The organism is Thalassovita gelatinovora (genome assembly GCF_001458355.1).
GTDB lineage: Bacteria > Pseudomonadota > Alphaproteobacteria > Rhodobacterales > Rhodobacteraceae > Thalassobius > Thalassobius gelatinovorus.
In genome coordinates, this window is sequence record NZ_CYSA01000025.1 from 133,025 (window position 1) to 149,787 (window position 16,763).

Here is a 16,763-nt window from a genome sequence, read left to right on the forward strand (position 1 = left end):
TGAACGACATGCTGCAAGACAGCATTGTGCGATAAGCCGCACAATCGAACGCTGGAACTGTGCGAAAAACCGCACATCCTTGTTTTAACGACGGTTGGCTCGGCTTACCCGAACTGGGTTTTACACAACCGAAATCCGGCACGAATTTCGGGCATTTAGCCTTAGCGGAATTCTTCGGGTCTGATGCCACAGCGCGCAAGCTTGTCATAAAATGTTTTGCGCGGAAGCTTCAGCGCCTTGGCCGCCACGCTGGCCCGGCCTTCGGCCTTGCGCAACGCGGAGATCAGCAAGCTGCGTTCGACCTGCGCCAACTGTTCGGCAAGCCCCAGTTCCTGCGCCGCGACATCGGTATCGCTCAACCTCAGAACAAAGCGCATCGCCGCGCTCATCAGGGCGCGGGCATTGCCGGGCCAATCCTGCGCCATCAGACGCGAAACCACTTCCGGTCTCACTTCGGGCGCGTCCAGCCCTGCCTGTTCAGCCGCTTGCGCCACATAGTGCCGAAACAGAACCGGGATGTCTTCGGGCCGTTCAGACAGTGAAGGGATGCGTACCATCATCACCTCGACCCGGTAATAGAGATCAGCCTGCAAACGGCCCTCTTCCACTGCTCGCGACAGGTCCTGGGTGGTGCCCGCAATCAACCGGAATCCACCCTCTTCCAGCGCGTCGATCAGCGCCATCTGTGCATCCGCCGACAATCCTCCGATATCGTCGATAAACAGTGTCCCGCCCTGCGCCGCCGCAACCACTTCGACCATTTCAGCCCTGCCCAACGCGGGAGCCGCGCGTTTGACGAAGGGCCCTTTTGCATTCGGGGAACACAAATGCACCACCTCTGCCACCTTGTAGATGCCCGATCCCGGTGCGCCGATGATCAGAACATCGGTCCCCGCTCGCGCTGCCGCGCGGACCCGATCGCGCAGCGCCTCGGCCAACTTCGACTGACCAAACAACATCCGCGCCGCCGGATCGCCGGTTTCCAGTTGCGCCTTCAGCCGACGATTTTCCAGCACCATGGAACGGGTTTTTATGGCCCGTTCGATCACCGCCAAAAGATCCCCTGGCGGACAGGGTTTTTCCAGAAATCCGAATGCCCCCTGCCCCATCGCCTTGACCGCCATCGGAATGTCACCTTCACCTGTCAGTAACACCACCGGCAATTCGACATCCACGGTCTGGGTATGATCAAGCAGATGAAACCCGTCCCGTCCGGGCATTCGGATATCGGACAGAATGACGCCTTCGAAATTTTCGGAAATGTGATCCTTGGCTTCGATGAAAGATCCCACCGCAATCGGATGGTGGTCGGCCAATTCCAAGGTCTGGGCCAGCGCCTCGCGCACCGCCACATCGTCATCGACCAGCAAAACTTTCCCGATCATACGGTGTCGTCCTCTTTCCAGTATTCCAGTTCTACCGTGAACTTCGCTCCGGTCGCGGCATTGGTTCCGCGGATATTGCCGCCAAAGCTTTGCACCAGACCATAGGAAATTGACAAACCCAGCCCCATCCCTTCGGAACTGCCCACTGTTTTGGTCGAATAGAAAGGTTCAAACACTTTGTCGGGCTCCCTGATCCCCGGACCGAAATCGCGGACAGTTACGGATAGGTTTCGACCGGTATCGATACTGATATGGATAGAACGATCATCCTGGTCCAGCATTGCATCGGCAGCGTTGTTGATCAGATTTACAAAAACCTGGGTCAACCGAACGTCGCCGCCACGGGCATAAACCGCACCGCCACCGGCGGACGGATCCCAGTTCAGCGTGACCTGATCCGCTTTCAACCGGGCTGCGGTCAGTTCCACCGCCGTTTCGATCACCTGTATCAAATCGACCTTACCCACCGGTTCGCTTTCATTGCGGGCAAAGGCGCGCAGGTTCTTGATGATCCGCGCCATCCGCGCTGCCATTTCCGAAATGCGGTGCAAGTTCTCCGCAGCCCGCGCGATCTTGCCTTTGCCGATAAAGGCCGATCCGTTTTCGGCATATTGCTGAATCGCCATCAGCGGCTGATTCAATTCGTGGCTGATCCCGGCGCTCATCTGCCCCAACGCACTGAGCTTGCCAGCCTGAACCAGATCGGCCTGCGCCTTTTTCAACGCGGTTTCGGCGCTTGTGCGTTCGACGACTTCGTGGCGTAGCGCGATATTGGTCGCTGACAATTCCTTGGTACGCTCCTGTACCCTGCTTTCCAGCCTTGCATTGGCTTCTGCCAAGGTGCGCCGGCGTTCCGTGGCCAGAAACAAAAAGGCCCCAAAGGCCAGAAACACCGCCGCCACGACCGCCGCCTGCAACGCCGCCAACCGCCGCGCCGGGTCGACATCAATCAACGCCTCGGCCCGCATGCCGATGATCGGCAGATCCTGACGCAGGTGTAAGGCACGGCCTGGCACATAGGGTGACCAATCCGTCAGCCACAATTCATAGCCACTGATATTGCGACTGGAAAACCCCGGTTCCGGTCCTGTGGGCGGGGCCAGCCGGCCATCCTCCCCCTGCTGCCAAAACAACAACTCGGAACGGTTGGATATGAAAACCTCATTCCGGTCATCGCTAAAAAACACCGCCGGACGGGCACCGCGCCAGTCGGATTCGACCCGGTCGATATTGGTCATAACCACCAGAACGCCGGCAACCTGCCCCTTTGTTCCAAAGCTGGGGGCCGCAAAATAATAAACACGGGTTCCGGTGTCCTGGAGGGTCCCGTGACCTTCTCCTAACGCGCCTTGTAGCGCCCGGGAAAAATAGTCGGACGCGCCGATATCGACGGGACCGGATTGGTTGGCCGAAGCCAGTATTCGACCATCGGTAGCGGCCAGAAACACATCCATCGCGGCCGTCTTATCCGCCGATTTTTGCAGCAGATCCAACAATTCGTCGCCCGGTTCGCTTGTCAATGCCGCCTGCACTGCCGGATGATCTGCCGTCAGAACCGCCAATTGCTGATAAAGCTGCAATTGACCGGTCAGACGGTCCGTGGCCAGACTAAGATCCGCCTTGCCGCGCTGCGCCAGCTGCGCCAGCGCTTGAACATAACCATAGCGCCAGACACCGCCGGAAATGGCGATCACGGCCAAAAGAAACAGAACGACGATGATCAGGTGCCGCAACAGCGAAGGTTTCATGATCTCAATCTATCGCCGCCGCGTCCAAAAAGACCAGAACCCAAAGCGATTCATCCTCTGATCTGGAAGTTTGATCGAAAACCATCAATTGCCTGCCCATCGGCCAGTAGCCATGGGGCCGAGTGCTTCTATAACGGCAATTCCGTGGTCGATTTGATTTCCTCCATCGACAGAAGCGCGGTGATGTTGTTCACCTTCACCTCGGAAATCAGCGCCTGATAAAACGCGTCATAGGCACGCGCATTCTTCACCCGCACTTTCAGGATATAATCGATATCACCCGCCAGCCGGTGCGCTTCCATCACTTCGGGGCGATTGCGCAAGGCTTGCAGGAATTTGACCTGCCAATCCGCTTCATGTTCGGAGGTGCGGATCAGCACGAAGAAACAGGCTTCAAAACCCAGCTTTTCAGCATCCAGAACCACTGTTTGCGGCCCCATGATCCCGGCGTCTCGCATTTTGCGGATACGATTCCAGACCGGGGTCTTAGACGACCCTACCTTGCGGGCGATTTCATCCAGCGACTGACCGGCATCCCGCTGCAACTCCATCAGGATTTTCCGATCCGTCTGATCCATTCGAACCGACATTACACCCCCTTCACCCATTTTGGAACATTATCATCATTTTCGCACGTATCACCCGAAGAAATTCCTTTTTCGTTCCGGCGGATGGCGCAATGGGGGGAATATTTTCTATATTCTACACCAAGTCAACCAGAGGAAAAGATCCTGCCATGGCACGTCCCTTTACGCCCAAAGTCATCACCGCCAATGCCCTGCTGGAAGGCGATGTCGTTTACTTTACCGAAAACGATGACTGGTCGCCAATGCTGTGCGACGCCGAGGTGATCGAGGACGAAGCCCATGCGCAGATGCGGATGCTGGATGCCGAGCGGCAGCAGGCGCGGATCGTGGGGGCCTATCTGGCCGATGTGACCAAGGGAACGGATGGTCCCGAACCGACCCATTTCCGCGAGGATTTCCGACGCACCGGTCCCTCGAACTATTTCCACGGCAAACAGGCGGAGTTGAGCTGATGTATCGCTACAATGATTTCGACGACGCCTTTCTGGCCACACGCAACGCCCAATTCCGCGCTCAGGTGGAACGCCGCATTTCAGGCGCTTTGACCGAAGATGAATTTCGCCCGCTGCGGCTGATGAACGGGTTGTATCTACAACTGCACGCTTACATGCTGCGGGTCGCCATTCCCTATGGCACACTCAGCGCCGACCAGATGCGCCAACTGGCCCTAATCGCGGACAAGTTCGACAAGGGATACGGTCATTTCACCACACGCCAGAATATTCAGTATAATTGGCCGAAACTGACCGACGTTCCCGATATCCTTGACACACTGGCCGATGTAAACCTCCACGCGATTCAGACCAGCGGCAACACGATCCGCAACGTCACCGCAGATCATTTCGCCGGCGCCGCGGCGGATGAAATCGCCGATCCGCGTCCGGTCGCTGAATTGATCCGGCAATGGTCCACCGACCATCCGGAATTCCAGTTCCTGCCGCGCAAGTTCAAGTTCGCCGTAACCGGATCCCCCAATGACCGCGCCGTGACCCGGGCCCATGATATCGGTCTGCGCATGGTCGAACGGGATGGCGAAGCCGGGTTCGAAGTGATCATCGGCGGCGGTCTGGGCCGCACGCCAGTGATCGGCAAAGTGATCCGCGATTTCCTGCCTCAGGCCGATCTGCTGCCCTATATCGAAGCGATCGTATCGGTTTATAACACGCTGGGCCGACGCGATAACAAATACAAGGCGCGGATCAAGATCACCGTCAACGAAAACGGTCTGGATGACGTCCGCGACCGCGTCGAAAAACGCTTTGCCAAACTGCGACCGCTGTTTGACGGCGTCGATCAGCACCTGCTGGCGCAGATCGAGTCGCATTTCGCCGCGCCGGATTTCGTGCAGCGCAACCAAGCGCCTTACGAACTGACCTATGCCAATGACCCGGTGTTCCGCGCTTGGGCCGATACCAACCTCGCCGCCCACAAGGCGGCCGGATACGCCATTGTATCGATTTCGATCAAGGCGCATGGTCAGACCCCGGGCGATGCGACCAGCGACCAGATGCGGTTGATGGCCGATCTGGCTGACAAATACAGCCATGGCGAATTGCGCATTAGTCACGAACAGAACGTGATCCTACCGCATGTCCATAAATCCGACCTGCCCGCCCTGCATGCGGCACTCAAGCCCCAAGGGCTTGCTACCGCCAATATCGGGCTTGTCAGCGATATCATCGCCTGCCCCGGCATGGATTACTGCGCCTTGGCTACCGCCCGGTCGATCCCGGTGGCGACCCAGATTGCGGAACGGTTTGATATGCTGAAGTTGGAACATGAAATTGGCCCGCTGAAGATCAAGATATCGGGCTGCATCAATGCCTGCGGCCATCACCATGTCGGCCATATCGGCATTCTGGGACTGGACCGCGCTGGGGTTGAAAACTACCAGATCACCCTTGGCGGTGATGGCACCGAAGACGCGGTAATTGGTCAACGCACCGGCCCCGGTTTCGCCTATGACGAAATTACCGATGCGATCGAACGGATCATCCGCACCTATCTGGATCTACGTGACACCCCCGGGGAAACTTTCCTCGATGCCTATCGCCGGTTGGGTTCGGCCCCGTTCAAAGCCGCGCTATATCCGGAGGCTGTGAAAAAGAATGCCGCTTGAAGCCCCATTGAGTCCGGTCGCCGAACGGGTCACGCATCTGAATGCGCGCTACCGGCACCACGCCGCCAGCGCGGTGTTGAAACGCGCGATGAGCGATCCACAAGTCGGTCGCATCGCCATGGTCAGTTCCTTCGGAGCCGAAAGCGTCGCGCTGCTGCATATGGTGGCGATGGTGGATCGCGCGACGCCTGTGCTGTTCATCGACACCCAATTGCTGTTTGCCGAAACGCTGGATTATCAGCATGAAATCGCGGAATTCCTTGGCCTGACCGATCTGCGCATCATCCGCCTCGACAAGGTCACACTGGATGCCGAAGACCCCTATGGCGCGTTGCACCTGCGCGACACCGATGCCTGCTGCGATCTGCGCAAAACCCGACCATTGGAAAAAGCGTTGAAAGGGTTCGATGCCTGGATCACCGGGCGCAAACGGTTTCAGGGTTCCAGCCGCGCCGCGCTCGATTTCTTCGAAAATGAAGACGACAAGCGGATCAAGGTCAACCCTCTGGCCCATTGGAACAAGCAAGATGTGCAGGATTACATGATCAACAATCGGCTACCCCGTCATCCGCTGATATCAAAGGGATATCCGTCGATCGGGTGCCGCCCCTGCACGTCGCCGGTGAAAGCCGGTGAAGACGAACGCGCGGGGCGCTGGCGCGGCAGCGCCAAAGAAGAATGCGGCATCCATTTGATGAATGGCAAGATGGTCAGCATAGGAGCGATGTAATGAGTGTGATCGTAACCGATACCGGTTTTCAAGCCGATGATTTCACCGGTGAATTTGTTGCCTTTTCAGATGTGAATGATGCCACCGATGCCATTGACCTTGGTCCCGATGCCGATCCCCATGACTTGGCAGACAGATTGCCCGCCCTGCAGATGATCCGTGTCGATTTTCCCAGCTTCGCGGATGGTCGCGGCTTTACCATCGCCCGGCAACTGCGGTTGATGGGCTATCGTGGGCGTCTGCGCGCCACCGGCCACGTGATTTCCGATCAATACACCATGGCCCGCCGGTCGGGATTTGACGAGGTCGAAATCAGCGACGATCAGGCCGCCCGTCAACCCGAAACGGAATGGACGTTCCGCGCAAATTGGCACAGTCACGACTATCAGACCCGGCTGCGCGCCGGGTAAAATCGGAAACCGCCTTTCATCTGACATGGATCAAAGCTAACTGAGGAAGGCCGGTTTACTGACCGGGCAATGACATTATGACCGAGATGATCAACGTGACCGACACTGCGGCCTCTGCGCCAAAACTTCCCACCCTGCCTGATGCCCAGACCGTGACTGAGGTCAAGCATTGGACGGATCGTCTGTTTTCCTTCCGTTGCACCCGTCCCGCATCATTGCGGTTTCGGTCCGGTGAATTCGTGATGATCGGGTTGATGGGCGACCCCGACCCCAAGACGGGCAAACAAAAACTGCTGTTGCGGGCCTATTCCATTGCTTCACCCTCTTGGGACGAAGAACTGGAATTCTATTCGATCAAGGTGCAGGATGGACCGCTGACCTCGCGGCTGCAACATATCCAACCGGGCGATCAGATCATCCTGCGCCCCAAACCGGTCGGTACATTGGTGCATGACGCCTTGCTGCCGGGCAAACGGATCTGGTTCTTTGCTACCGGCACCGGGTTTGCGCCTTTTGCTTCGCTGTTGCGCGAACCGCAAACCTATGAAGATTATGACGAGGTCATCATCACCCATACCTGCCGCGAAGTGGGCGAATTGCAGTATGGTCATGACCTGATCGAGGCGCTCAAAAGCGATGAGCTGCTCAACGATGTGATCGGTGAAGGGTTCTGGAAAAAGATCAAATATTACCCCACCACCACCCGAGAAGAGAGCCCGAAAATGGGCCGTATCACCGACTTGATGCGCAAGGGCGAAGCGTTCGAGGATTTGGGTGTCGCGCCGATCAACCCGCAAGACGACCGCGCGATGGTTTGCGGCAATTTGGCCTTCAACCTTGAAATCAAGGAGATGCTGGAAGGCTATGGGCTGGAAGAAGGCGCCAATTCGAAACCGGCACAATATGTGGTGGAAAAGGCGTTTCTGGACTGACCCGGCGCGGTGCGCCTCGCGAGATTTGATCTAGCCCCTGCAACAAAAAACGCCGCACTAAATATAGCGCGGCGTTTTGCTGTTACTCGACTGACCGGGATTACAGCCCCAGCTTCGCCCGCGCCGCTTGCAGCGCCGCCTTCAGCAACTCGGGGTTATCCTTGGCTTTTTCGATCGCTGTCTTGGTGGCCATTTTGGTCACCGCGTTCAAATCGGACGCATCAACATATTCCAGCGCCTTATCCAACACGAACCCGTCCACGGTAAACAAATCCGCAGGATCGGTGGCTTCTGCGGTGTCGGCGACGTCTGCGGTGGCAGCAGCCTCGGGCACCTCGGGGGTAGCGGTTTCGGTCATCGCATCACTGGCCGCTTCAACCGCATCACCTGCTGCGTCAGTCGCAGCCCCAACCGCATCACCCGCCGCTTCGGTGGTGGCTTCCATCGCCGCATTGGCGGCATCGCTGGCCGCATCAACGGCAGCACCTGCCGCATCGCTGGCGGCTTCGGCCACGCTTGCGCCGCCATCGATCACCGACTGAACCGCATCACCGGCGGCTTCTGTGGCCCCCTGAACTGCGTCTTCCACCGCCTGTTCGGCGGTTTCAGTGGCATTTTCGACTGCGGTTTCAACAGCTTCCTGTGCAGTCTCAGCCGCGTCTTCCACTGGTGCGGGGGGGGCGACCTCTGCTGCCGGGGTTTCTGCCACCGGAACAGGTTCGCTTTCCATAGTTGGTTTGAGGAATACAAAATATGCCGCAGCAACCACAATCGCTGCCAACACTATCCAAATCGCATTTTTCATGACAATTCACCTTTTTCTCCGGAACCGATTTGCGGACCGTTCTATTCATGTCCACGACATGCCCCCCAATGATGCTCGCAACAAGGGGGAAAGTGCCGCAATTAAACGCATAAGCGAGGATTTGCCGCTTGAAGTAATCTGGCAAAATCGTTACCTTGGGGCCTCGAATTTGCTAACAATTGAAGGAAGAAAACCATAGCCCGCAGACCTCATAACGCGCCCCCGACGCGCGACACCGGCCCCCGTTTCAACGATCGCATTCGTGCTACGGAAATCCGCCTGATCGGCGCTGACGGTGAAAATGTCGGTGTTGTCACCCCTGCTCGTGCGATGGCCATGGCAGAAGAGGCAGGGCTGGATCTGGTGGAAATTTCGCCCAATGCCACGCCGCCTGTGTGCAAGATCATGGATTTCGGCAAGTTCAAATACGAAACGCAGAAGCGTGAAGCCGAGGCGCGGAAAAAGCAAAAGATCATCGAAGTTAAAGAGGTCAAATTCCGCCCCAACACAGATACGCATGACTATGAGGTCAAGATGCGTAATGTGATGAAATTCCTGGAAAATGGCGACAAGGTTAAAATCACCTTGCGGTTCCGAGGCCGGGAAATGGCGCACCAGAATCTGGGTCGTGAACTTCTGGAACGTGTGGCCAAGGACATTACCGAAATCGGCAAGGTTGAAAACATGCCGAAGATGGAAGGCCGCCAGATGATCATGATGATCGGGCCGCTGCCCAAATAATTTACGATACCAAACCATTGAAACGCCCCCGGGTAGGCTTACCTCTGGGGGCGTTTGTATTTGCAAGGGCATCTTATGTGGGAAAAACGGTTTGCTGCGACTGATGACTATGTTTTCGGCACGGAACCGGCGCAGTTCCTGACCGAACATACCGACTATCTGGTTGCCGATGCCACGGCCCTGTCGGTCGCCGATGGTGAAGGCCGAAATTCGGTCTGGATGGCACAGCAGGGTCTACGGGTCACTGCGCTGGAATTCGCGCCGTCGGCCATCGCCAAGGCGCAGAATCTGGCCGAGGCACGAAATGTGTCGGTGGATTTTCGCCGCACCGATGTGCTGCGCTATGACTGGCCCCAGACCTATGATCTGGTTTTCGGCATCTTCATTCAATTCGTGGGCCCCGATGAACGGCACAAACTGTTCGAAGGGATAAAACAGGCGGTCAAACCCGGCGGCTTGGTCTTGCTGCACGGCTATACGCCGAAACAGCTGGAACACGGCACCGGCGGCCCACCCTTTGCCGAAAACATGTATACCGATGCCATCCTGCGCGCCGCCTTCGCCGGTTGGGGCATTCTGGAATGCCGCGCATACGAACGCGAAGTGCAAGAAGGTCGCGGTCATTCCGGTCAATCGGCACTGATAGATTTCGTTGCGCGCAAACCCGAATAGACGCCGAACTCTCAACGACCAAATCTGGCAGGCTCTGGCATTTGAGTATTTTTCAGAACGATGAAAGCAAGAGGATTCTGATCTTTCACTGCTCTTAACATACTCAATGACCAACCTACCAAAGGTTACGGCGCGCCTGGTCAAGGCGCGCCGTTTCAATCTTGTCAGTCGCACAATCAGGCAGCGGTAACCGCCCGTTTGGTCAGTGTCTTGATCAGGCTGGCGCGATAGGCCGGAGTACCGTGCAGATCGCCGATCAACCCGTCAGCCGAGGCGCTGAGACCTTCGATTGCGCCCGGCGCGAAATTTGCCGACAACGCCGCTTCCGCCTCGGTCCAACGGAACACGCCCTCTTCCGATGCGCCGGTCACGGCGACACGCACACCATCGGCGGTTTTGGCAACGAACACACCGACCAACGCAAATCGCGATGCAGGTTGTTCGAACTTCTGGTAATTGGCCTTTTCCGGGATCGGGAATTTGACCGCGGTGATAATTTCACCTTCTTCCAGCGCCGTGGTGAACATGCCCTGAAAATAGTCGTCAATCGCGATCTCGCGCGTATTGGTCACAACCGTCGCACCCGACCCCAGCGCCGCCGCTGGATAACAGGCCGCCGGGTCGTTATTGGCCAAAGATCCGCCAATGGTGCCGCGATTGCGCACCGCCGGATCGCCGATCCCGCCTGCCAAAGCGGCCAGCGCCGGATAGGCCCCGGCTTCGGCTGCCACAGTGGCATGGGTGGTGCCAGCCCCAATGGTCAAAACACCGCCCGCCTCAGAAACGCCTTTCAACGAATCGATCCCGATCAGGCTGACCAGTGTCGACGGCGCATTTAGCCGCTGTTTCATTGTCGGGATCAGGGTCTGACCACCGCTCAGCGGCTGGGCATCTTCCGCCTGCAGGGCTGCCACGGCCTCATCGACGGTGGCCGGTTTTACGAACTCGAAATTATACATCTTGTTTCCTCCCCTAAGGGTCTGGGGGCAAGGCCCCCGTTCCCAAGGTTGATATCACTTCATCGATTGGATCGCTTCCCAGACGCGCGACGGGCTCAGCGGCATGTTGATATGTTCAACAGGATACCCGCCCCGATGCAATGCATCGATCACCCCATTGACCAATGCTGGTGGCGATCCGATCGCGCCTGCCTCGCCACAGCCCTTCACCCCAAGCGGGTTATGGGTACAGGGGGTCTGACAGGAATGATCGACGTCGAAACTGGGAAGATCGGATGCCCTCGGCATCGCGTAATCCATGTAGGATCCGCTCAGCAACTGCCCATTATCATCATAGGAACAGTTTTCCAGAAGCGCCTGACCGATACCTTGCGCCACCCCGCCATGAACCTGACCTTCAACGATCATCGGGTTGATCACAGTGCCGAAATCATCCGCTGCGGTAAAGCCGAGGACATCGACCTCGCCGGTTTCCGGGTCTACTTCCACTTCGCAGAAATAGGCCCCTGAAGGATAGGTGAAGTTCGACGGATCATAGAACGCCGTTTCTTCCAGACCCGGCTCGATATCTTCCAGCGGATAATTATGCGGGACATAGGCGGCCAGGGTGACATCGCCCCAAGCGACCGATTTATCGGTGCCCGCGACGGTGAATTGACCGTCGGCCAGTTCGATATCTGCCTCTGACGCCTCCATCAGGTGGGCGGCGATCTTCTTGGCCTTGTTGATCACCTTTTCCGCAGCTCGGACCATGGCCGACCCGCCGACCGCGATCGACCGCGACCCGTAGGTACCCATGCCCATCGGCGTTTTCGAAGTGTCGCCATGGACGATATCAATCTGGCTTTCATCGATGCCAATCATTTCCGCAATAACCTGCGGGAAGGTGGTTTCATGACCCTGCCCGTGACTGTGCGACCCGGTCAGAACGCTGATCGATCCGGTGGCATTGACCCGCACGGTGGCGCTTTCATACAGCCCCGCACGTGCCCCAAGTTGCCCCACCAGATTCGACGGCGCGATGCCGCAGGCTTCGATGAAATGGGCAACGCCTAGCCCACGCAGCTTGCCACGCGATTTGCTTTCGGCCACGCGCTTGTCGAAATTGGCGTAATCGCTCATCTCCAACGCCTTATCCAGCGTCGCGTGATAGTTGCCGGTGTCATAGGTCACTGCCACCGGCGTGTCATAGGGGAACTGGTCCGGCTTGATAAAGTTTTGCCGCCGCAGTTCCGTCGGATCGACGCCCAACTCGCGCGCCGCCTTGTCGACCACCCGCTCCAGCTGGAAAGTCGCCTCGGGCCGACCTGCGCCACGATAAGCATCAACTGGAACCGTGTTGGTAAACACCGCCTTCACATTGGTATAAACCAATGGCGTCGTGTAATTGCCCGCCAACAGCGTCCCATGCAACCAGGTCGGGACTGAGGGCGCGAAAGTCGACAGATAGGCCCCCATATTGGCATAGGTTTCACAACGCAAGGCGGTGAAATTGTTATCCTTATCCAGCGCCAGTTCGATCTTGGTCACATGATCGCGGCCATGGGCGTCGGAAATGAACGCCTCGGACCGCGATGAAGTCCATTTCACCGGACGGTTCACTGCCTTGGCGGCGAAGGTCACGAAGGCTTCTTCAGCATAATGGAAGATTTTGGTGCCAAAGCCACCGCCCACGTCGGGGGCCACAACACGCAGCTTGTGTTCCGGAATGCCCAGCACGAAGGCGCCCATCAGCAGCCGGATCACGTGTGGATTTTGCGAGGTGGTGTAAAGCGTATAATCATCTGTACCGCGGCTGTAATCGCCGATCGCCACGCGCGGTTCCATCGGATTGGCGACCAGACGGTTATTGACCAGTTCCAACGTGGTGACATGTGCGGCATTGGCGATTGCGTCGTCCACTGCCGCCTTGTTTTCTTCAACAAAACCCCAGTCATAGCAAAGGTTAGAGGTCAGATCGTCATGCACCTTGGTGGCGCCGTCGGTCAGCGCGGCTTTCATGTCCACCACGGCCGGCAATTCGTCGATATCGACCACGATCGCCTCGGCCGCATCGCGGGCCAATTCCGGTGTTTCGGCCACAACGGCGGCAATCGGATCGCCGACATAGCGCACCTTGCCTTCGGCCAGAACCGGATGCTTGGGTTCCTGCATCGGTTCACCGAACTTGTCGGTCACCTGCCACCCGCAGGGAATGCCGCCCACGGCTTCGAAATCTTTCGCGGTGAAGACCCTGAGCACGCCGTCCATCGCTTCGGCGGCAGAACTGTCGATGTTGGTGATGGTGCCATGAGCCACATCAGAGCGCAGGAAATGGACATAGGTCTGCCCCGCGATATTGATGTCGTCGGTATAATTGCCTTCCCCGGTCAAGAACCTTACGTCTTCGCGCCGCTTTGAGCTGGCGCCGATACCATGATCCTTCGGCATAGTGAATCCTCCCTAGATCGGAACAGGTTTGCCCTGCCCCTTCCCTGTTCTGAAAATACTCAAATACCGCGCGTTAATCGCGCGGCGTCCGGTCACTCGGCCGCGACTGCGGGCACATCCTGACCACTGGCAGCCATGATTGCGCGGACAATATTGTGATAGCCGGTGCAGCGGCAGATATTGCCTTCCAGATAATCCCGGATCTCGGCTTCACTCGGTTTGGGATTTTCCTTCAACAGCGCCGCTGCCGACATCACCATGCCCGGGGTGCAAAACCCGCATTGCAGACCGTGGTAATCCTGAAATGCCTGCTGAATCACGTTCAACGTCCCGTCCGGTGCCGCTTGACCTTCGATCGTCGCCACATCGGCACCCTCAGCGTCGAGTGCGAACATCGTGCAGGATTTTACCGCTGCGCCGTCAACATGCACCACGCAGGCCCCACATTGCGACGTGTCGCAGCCCACATGGGTGCCGGTCAGTCCAAGGTTTTCGCGCAGAAATGCTGACAGAAGCGTGCGCCCCTCGACATTCCCCGACACCTTGCGGCCGTTCACTACCATACTCACTTCTGTCATCATGCCCTCCCAAGCCGATAAAATTTGGTATATATCTTGGATGATCGTATTGGATTAAGAACTGAAAACTTTTTTCAGCCAACCTTTTTTATCGCCATCTTCACCTTCGACGGCGTCTTCGCCCACCTCAGCCGGACCTTCCACGACCTGCTGAAAGCGTTCAAAAAACTGATCCGCCATTTTCTTGGCAAAACCATCGATGATGCGGCTGCCCAGCTGCGCCAGCTTGCCGCCGACCTTGGCTTCGACATCATAGATAAGTTTGGTTCCGCCCTCGGGCAAATCTTCGAGCGATACTTTCGCCCCCCCCTTGGCAAAGCCCGCCGCGCCGCCCTTGCCTTCGCCGGTCAAGGTCAGACTGTCACCTTCGACGACATCGGACACTTTGACGGCGCCCTTGAACGTTGCTTTGACCGGGCCGACTTTCTGCACCACGGTCGCTTCGAAACCGTCTTCGGGTGATCCGGTCATTTCCTGACAGCCGGGGACGCATTCCTTGAGCACATCTGCGGAAAGCAGTGCCGCCCAGACGGTTTGACGGTCCGCGCTGATTTCGCGGGAATCAGTCAGATGCATAGATGTGTCCTCCTTGTTGTGGACGAGCTAATCCCAAACGCGGCATGTTGGCTATGCTACTAAGGGCGTATGGCCCTGACGGAAACGGCTTTGGGATACGACCTTTGACCAGTTTGCGGTAACGATCAGGATTGATATTGTGAAGGATAACGTTCCGTTTTGGTATAAGGCAAGGTGATGACACATAATGCAGCTTCGCCCAGTCCGACCAAGATCGAATCGGCGCTTGTTGTCGATGACCACCCGCTATTTTGCGACGCGCTGGCCATGACATTGCAGGCCGTGACCGGCACCGCGACGATCCGTGCCACCGCCAATCTTGAAGCTGCCCTGACCGAAATTCGCCAAAATGGCAGCCCTGACATCGTGGTTCTGGATTTGAATCTGCCGGATGTGAAGGGTTTCGACGGATTGATCCGACTGAAAACAGTGACCCAAGTGCCGATCATCGTCGTCTCGTCGATGAGCGATAATCGGGTGATCACATCGGCGATCAAATCGGGGGCTGCCGGATTTGTACCCAAGCACAGCCAACGCGATGTGTTTGCCGCCGCGTTCGATGCGATCCGTCGCGGCGAAGTGTTCATTCCCGACGGCTATGACCTGATCAATGATGCATCCGATCTGGACAGCAATGACGCCGTCGCCCGTTTGGCTACCCTGACCAATCAGCAGGCGCGCATTTTGCAACTGATCTGCGAAGGCAAGCTGAACAAACAAATCGCCTTTGATCTGTCGATCGCGGAAACCACGGTTAAGGCACATGTCACCGCCATCATGCGCAAACTGGGGGTACAAAGCCGCACCCAGGCGGTTCTGATCGCCAACGAAACGAGCTTTGGCACCATCTTGCAAGACAGCAGGTAAACCGCAACTATCGCGGAGAGGAAAAATGGGAGGAGAGCGGATCGACCCGTTCGCGGATTCGTCACAGGCGGTTCGCTGTGCGCCTGAAATCGTGCGCACGGCCAATGTCGTCTGTACCGTTGCCGATCCTGTACAGGATCTGTCACACGCCCTTGGCGATATCGATTTCGAACTCGTGCTTTTATTCGTGTCGCCTCAAGCCGATATCGAACACGTCGCCGCCCGGTCGATTGAGCTGTTCAACGACAGCCTAGTTCTGGGCTGCACCACGGCGGGCGAATTGAATTGTGACGGCTATTCTGATGGCAGCATTGTCGCGGTGGGGTTTCCACGCGATCAGTTCCGCGCTCGCATGTTGCAAGTGGATGACCTTGGCGATTACGATGCGCAGACCTTGATCGACCGGATGATTCAGGGTCGCAACGCCTTGATGCGGGACGTGCCCGACTGGGAATATGAATTCAATTTCCTGATGATCGACGGATTGTCGCGCTGTGAGGACAGACTAACCGCCGATCTGGCGCTCGGGCTGGGTCCGGTGCCGCTCTTCGGTGGCTCGGCCGGTGACGGGGAAACCTTTGAAACGACATTCCTGATTGCCAATGGCAAGGTCCTGCGCAACGCCGCCATCGTGGCCCAGATACGCACGATTTGTCCGATCAAGGTGTTCAAAAGCGACCACCTTGTTCCAACCGATCAGCGCATGGTGGTGACCGGAGCCTTTCCCGAACAGCGGCTTGTTTATGAAATCAACGCCGAACCAGCGGCGCGGGAATATGCGCGCGTGTTGGGTATAGATCCCGAACAGCTCGACACGTTCACCTTTGCCGCCCACCCGGTGGTGGTGCGAATCGGTGATCAACATCATGTCCGGTCGATTCAAAAGGTCGCCGACAACGGTGATTTGTGTTTCTTTTCAGCGATTGACGAAGGTCTGGTGCTGACCTTGGCCGAACCTTTGGACATGGTTGGACATCTGGAACAGGAAATGCAGGCGCTTTCCGTCGGCGGTGCCCCGGATACCATCCTCGCTTGTGACTGTCTGTTACGCAAAGTTGAGGCAGAACAGAAACAACTCAAGGGCAAGATATCCGATGTTCTGGCAAGAAATCGGGTTGTGGGCTTTTCCACCTATGGCGAACAGTTAAATTCAATGCACGTGAACCAGACGCTGACCGGCGTCGCCATTTACCCGCCCGCGCATTCTTCGAAATCAGGCTGAAA

Annotated in this window: 17 protein-coding genes; 9 read left to right on the forward strand and 8 right to left on the reverse strand. The window is 57.3% G+C overall.

The genetic code is table 11. The features are described 5' to 3' along the window. Positions 1-161: 161 nt before the first annotated feature. The 3 genes from TG4357_RS12905 to TG4357_RS12915 form a co-directional block, all read right to left on the reverse strand. Positions 162-1,385, reverse strand: a complete 1,224-nt coding sequence (locus TG4357_RS12905; RefSeq protein WP_058263311.1) for a sigma-54-dependent transcriptional regulator — start codon at positions 1,383-1,385, stop codon at positions 162-164. Further along, positions 1,382-3,133 (reverse strand): sensor histidine kinase, encoded by a 1,752-nt coding sequence (locus TG4357_RS12910; RefSeq protein WP_058263312.1) that lies wholly within the window; start codon positions 3,131-3,133, stop codon positions 1,382-1,384. The genes TG4357_RS12905 and TG4357_RS12910 overlap by 4 nt, the downstream gene beginning before the upstream one ends. Positions 3,134-3,261: 128 nt before the next feature. After that, on the reverse strand, positions 3,262-3,723 hold the full coding sequence (locus TG4357_RS12915; protein WP_058263493.1) for an Lrp/AsnC family transcriptional regulator: 462 nt from the start codon (positions 3,721-3,723) through the stop codon (positions 3,262-3,264). Positions 3,724-3,869: 146 nt separating this feature from the next. Here TG4357_RS12915 and TG4357_RS12920 point away from each other — a divergent pair, with 146 nt between their 5' ends. From TG4357_RS12920 to TG4357_RS12940, 5 genes are all read left to right on the forward strand, one after another. Further along, a complete protein-coding gene (locus TG4357_RS12920) occupies positions 3,870-4,172 on the forward strand; it encodes a DUF2849 domain-containing protein (protein WP_058263313.1) in 303 nt (100 codons plus the stop codon). After that, on the forward strand, positions 4,172-5,839 hold the full coding sequence (locus tag TG4357_RS12925) for a nitrite/sulfite reductase (RefSeq protein ID WP_058263314.1): 1,668 nt from the start codon (positions 4,172-4,174) through the stop codon (positions 5,837-5,839). Before TG4357_RS12920 ends, TG4357_RS12925 begins: the two co-directional genes overlap by 1 nt. Further along, complete coding sequence (locus tag TG4357_RS12930; protein WP_058263315.1) at positions 5,829-6,569, forward strand: phosphoadenylyl-sulfate reductase; 741 nt, start codon at positions 5,829-5,831, stop codon at positions 6,567-6,569. The genes TG4357_RS12925 and TG4357_RS12930 overlap by 11 nt, the downstream gene beginning before the upstream one ends. Beyond that, entirely contained in the window at positions 6,569-6,979 is a 411-nt protein-coding gene (locus tag TG4357_RS12935) for a DUF934 domain-containing protein (protein WP_058263316.1), read from the forward strand. The genes TG4357_RS12930 and TG4357_RS12935 overlap by 1 nt, the downstream gene beginning before the upstream one ends. 77 nt (positions 6,980-7,056) lie before the next feature. Continuing rightward, positions 7,057-7,911: a ferredoxin--NADP reductase gene (locus TG4357_RS12940; protein WP_058263317.1), complete on the forward strand. Its 855-nt coding sequence runs from the start codon at positions 7,057-7,059 to the stop codon at positions 7,909-7,911. 100 nt (positions 7,912-8,011) lie between these two features. Here TG4357_RS12940 and TG4357_RS12945 read toward each other — a convergent pair whose 3' ends face one another. Continuing rightward, entirely contained in the window at positions 8,012-8,716 is a 705-nt protein-coding gene (locus TG4357_RS12945) for a hypothetical protein (RefSeq protein WP_058263318.1), read from the reverse strand. 195 nt (positions 8,717-8,911) lie between these two features. Here TG4357_RS12945 and infC point away from each other — a divergent pair, with 195 nt between their 5' ends. Together infC and TG4357_RS12955 are read left to right on the forward strand one after the other, a co-directional pair. Further along, on the forward strand, positions 8,912-9,457 hold the full coding sequence (gene infC / locus TG4357_RS12950) for a translation initiation factor IF-3 (RefSeq protein WP_058263319.1): 546 nt from the start codon (positions 8,912-8,914) through the stop codon (positions 9,455-9,457). A gap of 75 nt (positions 9,458-9,532) precedes the next feature. After that, on the forward strand, positions 9,533-10,129 hold the full coding sequence (locus TG4357_RS12955; protein ID WP_058263320.1) for an SAM-dependent methyltransferase: 597 nt from the start codon (positions 9,533-9,535) through the stop codon (positions 10,127-10,129). A 176-nt stretch (positions 10,130-10,305) separates the two neighbouring features. Here TG4357_RS12955 and TG4357_RS12960 read toward each other — a convergent pair whose 3' ends face one another. From TG4357_RS12960 to TG4357_RS12975, 4 genes are all read right to left on the reverse strand, one after another. Then, positions 10,306-11,088: an FAD binding domain-containing protein gene (locus TG4357_RS12960; RefSeq protein WP_058263321.1), complete on the reverse strand. Its 783-nt coding sequence runs from the start codon at positions 11,086-11,088 to the stop codon at positions 10,306-10,308. A 54-nt stretch (positions 11,089-11,142) separates the two neighbouring features. Further along, positions 11,143-13,518, reverse strand: a complete 2,376-nt coding sequence (locus TG4357_RS12965; RefSeq protein WP_058263322.1) for a xanthine dehydrogenase family protein molybdopterin-binding subunit — start codon at positions 13,516-13,518, stop codon at positions 11,143-11,145. Positions 13,519-13,610: 92 nt separating this feature from the next. Next, positions 13,611-14,096, reverse strand: coding sequence for a (2Fe-2S)-binding protein (locus TG4357_RS12970; protein WP_058263494.1), 486 nt, complete (start codon positions 14,094-14,096; stop codon positions 13,611-13,613). Positions 14,097-14,150: 54 nt separating this feature from the next. Next, complete coding sequence (locus TG4357_RS12975) at positions 14,151-14,672, reverse strand: SRPBCC family protein (RefSeq protein WP_058263323.1); 522 nt, start codon at positions 14,670-14,672, stop codon at positions 14,151-14,153. Positions 14,673-14,849: 177 nt separating this feature from the next. Between TG4357_RS12975 and TG4357_RS12980 the strand changes: the two genes are divergently transcribed. Then, positions 14,850-15,539, forward strand: coding sequence for a response regulator (locus tag TG4357_RS12980; RefSeq protein WP_058263324.1), 690 nt, complete (start codon positions 14,850-14,852; stop codon positions 15,537-15,539). Positions 15,540-15,564: 25 nt separating this feature from the next. Further along, positions 15,565-16,761 (forward strand): FIST N-terminal domain-containing protein, encoded by a 1,197-nt coding sequence (locus TG4357_RS12985; RefSeq protein ID WP_082644144.1) that lies wholly within the window; start codon positions 15,565-15,567, stop codon positions 16,759-16,761. The last annotated feature ends 2 nt before the right edge of the window (positions 16,762-16,763 follow it).

Coding starts and splice junctions, on each gene's coding strand:
- TG4357_RS12960 (WP_058263321.1), bottom strand. CDS start 11,088: ATGTATAATTTCGAGTTCGTAAAACCGGCCACCGTCGATGAGGCCGTG.
- TG4357_RS12910 (WP_058263312.1), bottom strand. CDS start 3,133: ATGAAACCTTCGCTGTTGCGGCACCTGATCATCGTCGTTCTGTTTCTT.
- TG4357_RS12905 (WP_058263311.1), bottom strand. CDS start 1,385: ATGATCGGGAAAGTTTTGCTGGTCGATGACGATGTGGCGGTGCGCGAG.
- TG4357_RS12965 (WP_058263322.1), bottom strand. CDS start 13,518: ATGCCGAAGGATCATGGTATCGGCGCCAGCTCAAAGCGGCGCGAAGAC.
- TG4357_RS12975 (WP_058263323.1), bottom strand. CDS start 14,672: ATGCATCTGACTGATTCCCGCGAAATCAGCGCGGACCGTCAAACCGTC.
- TG4357_RS12935 (WP_058263316.1), top strand. CDS start 6,569: ATGAGTGTGATCGTAACCGATACCGGTTTTCAAGCCGATGATTTCACC.
- TG4357_RS12945 (WP_058263318.1), bottom strand. CDS start 8,716: ATGAAAAATGCGATTTGGATAGTGTTGGCAGCGATTGTGGTTGCTGCG.
- TG4357_RS12955 (WP_058263320.1), top strand. CDS start 9,533: ATGTGGGAAAAACGGTTTGCTGCGACTGATGACTATGTTTTCGGCACG.
- TG4357_RS12920 (WP_058263313.1), top strand. CDS start 3,870: ATGGCACGTCCCTTTACGCCCAAAGTCATCACCGCCAATGCCCTGCTG.
- TG4357_RS12985 (WP_082644144.1), top strand. CDS start 15,565: ATGGGAGGAGAGCGGATCGACCCGTTCGCGGATTCGTCACAGGCGGTT.
- TG4357_RS12970 (WP_058263494.1), bottom strand. CDS start 14,096: ATGACAGAAGTGAGTATGGTAGTGAACGGCCGCAAGGTGTCGGGGAAT.
- TG4357_RS12925 (WP_058263314.1), top strand. CDS start 4,172: ATGTATCGCTACAATGATTTCGACGACGCCTTTCTGGCCACACGCAAC.
- TG4357_RS12940 (WP_058263317.1), top strand. CDS start 7,057: ATGACCGAGATGATCAACGTGACCGACACTGCGGCCTCTGCGCCAAAA.
- TG4357_RS12930 (WP_058263315.1), top strand. CDS start 5,829: ATGCCGCTTGAAGCCCCATTGAGTCCGGTCGCCGAACGGGTCACGCAT.
- TG4357_RS12915 (WP_058263493.1), bottom strand. CDS start 3,723: ATGTCGGTTCGAATGGATCAGACGGATCGGAAAATCCTGATGGAGTTG.
- TG4357_RS12980 (WP_058263324.1), top strand. CDS start 14,850: ATGACACATAATGCAGCTTCGCCCAGTCCGACCAAGATCGAATCGGCG.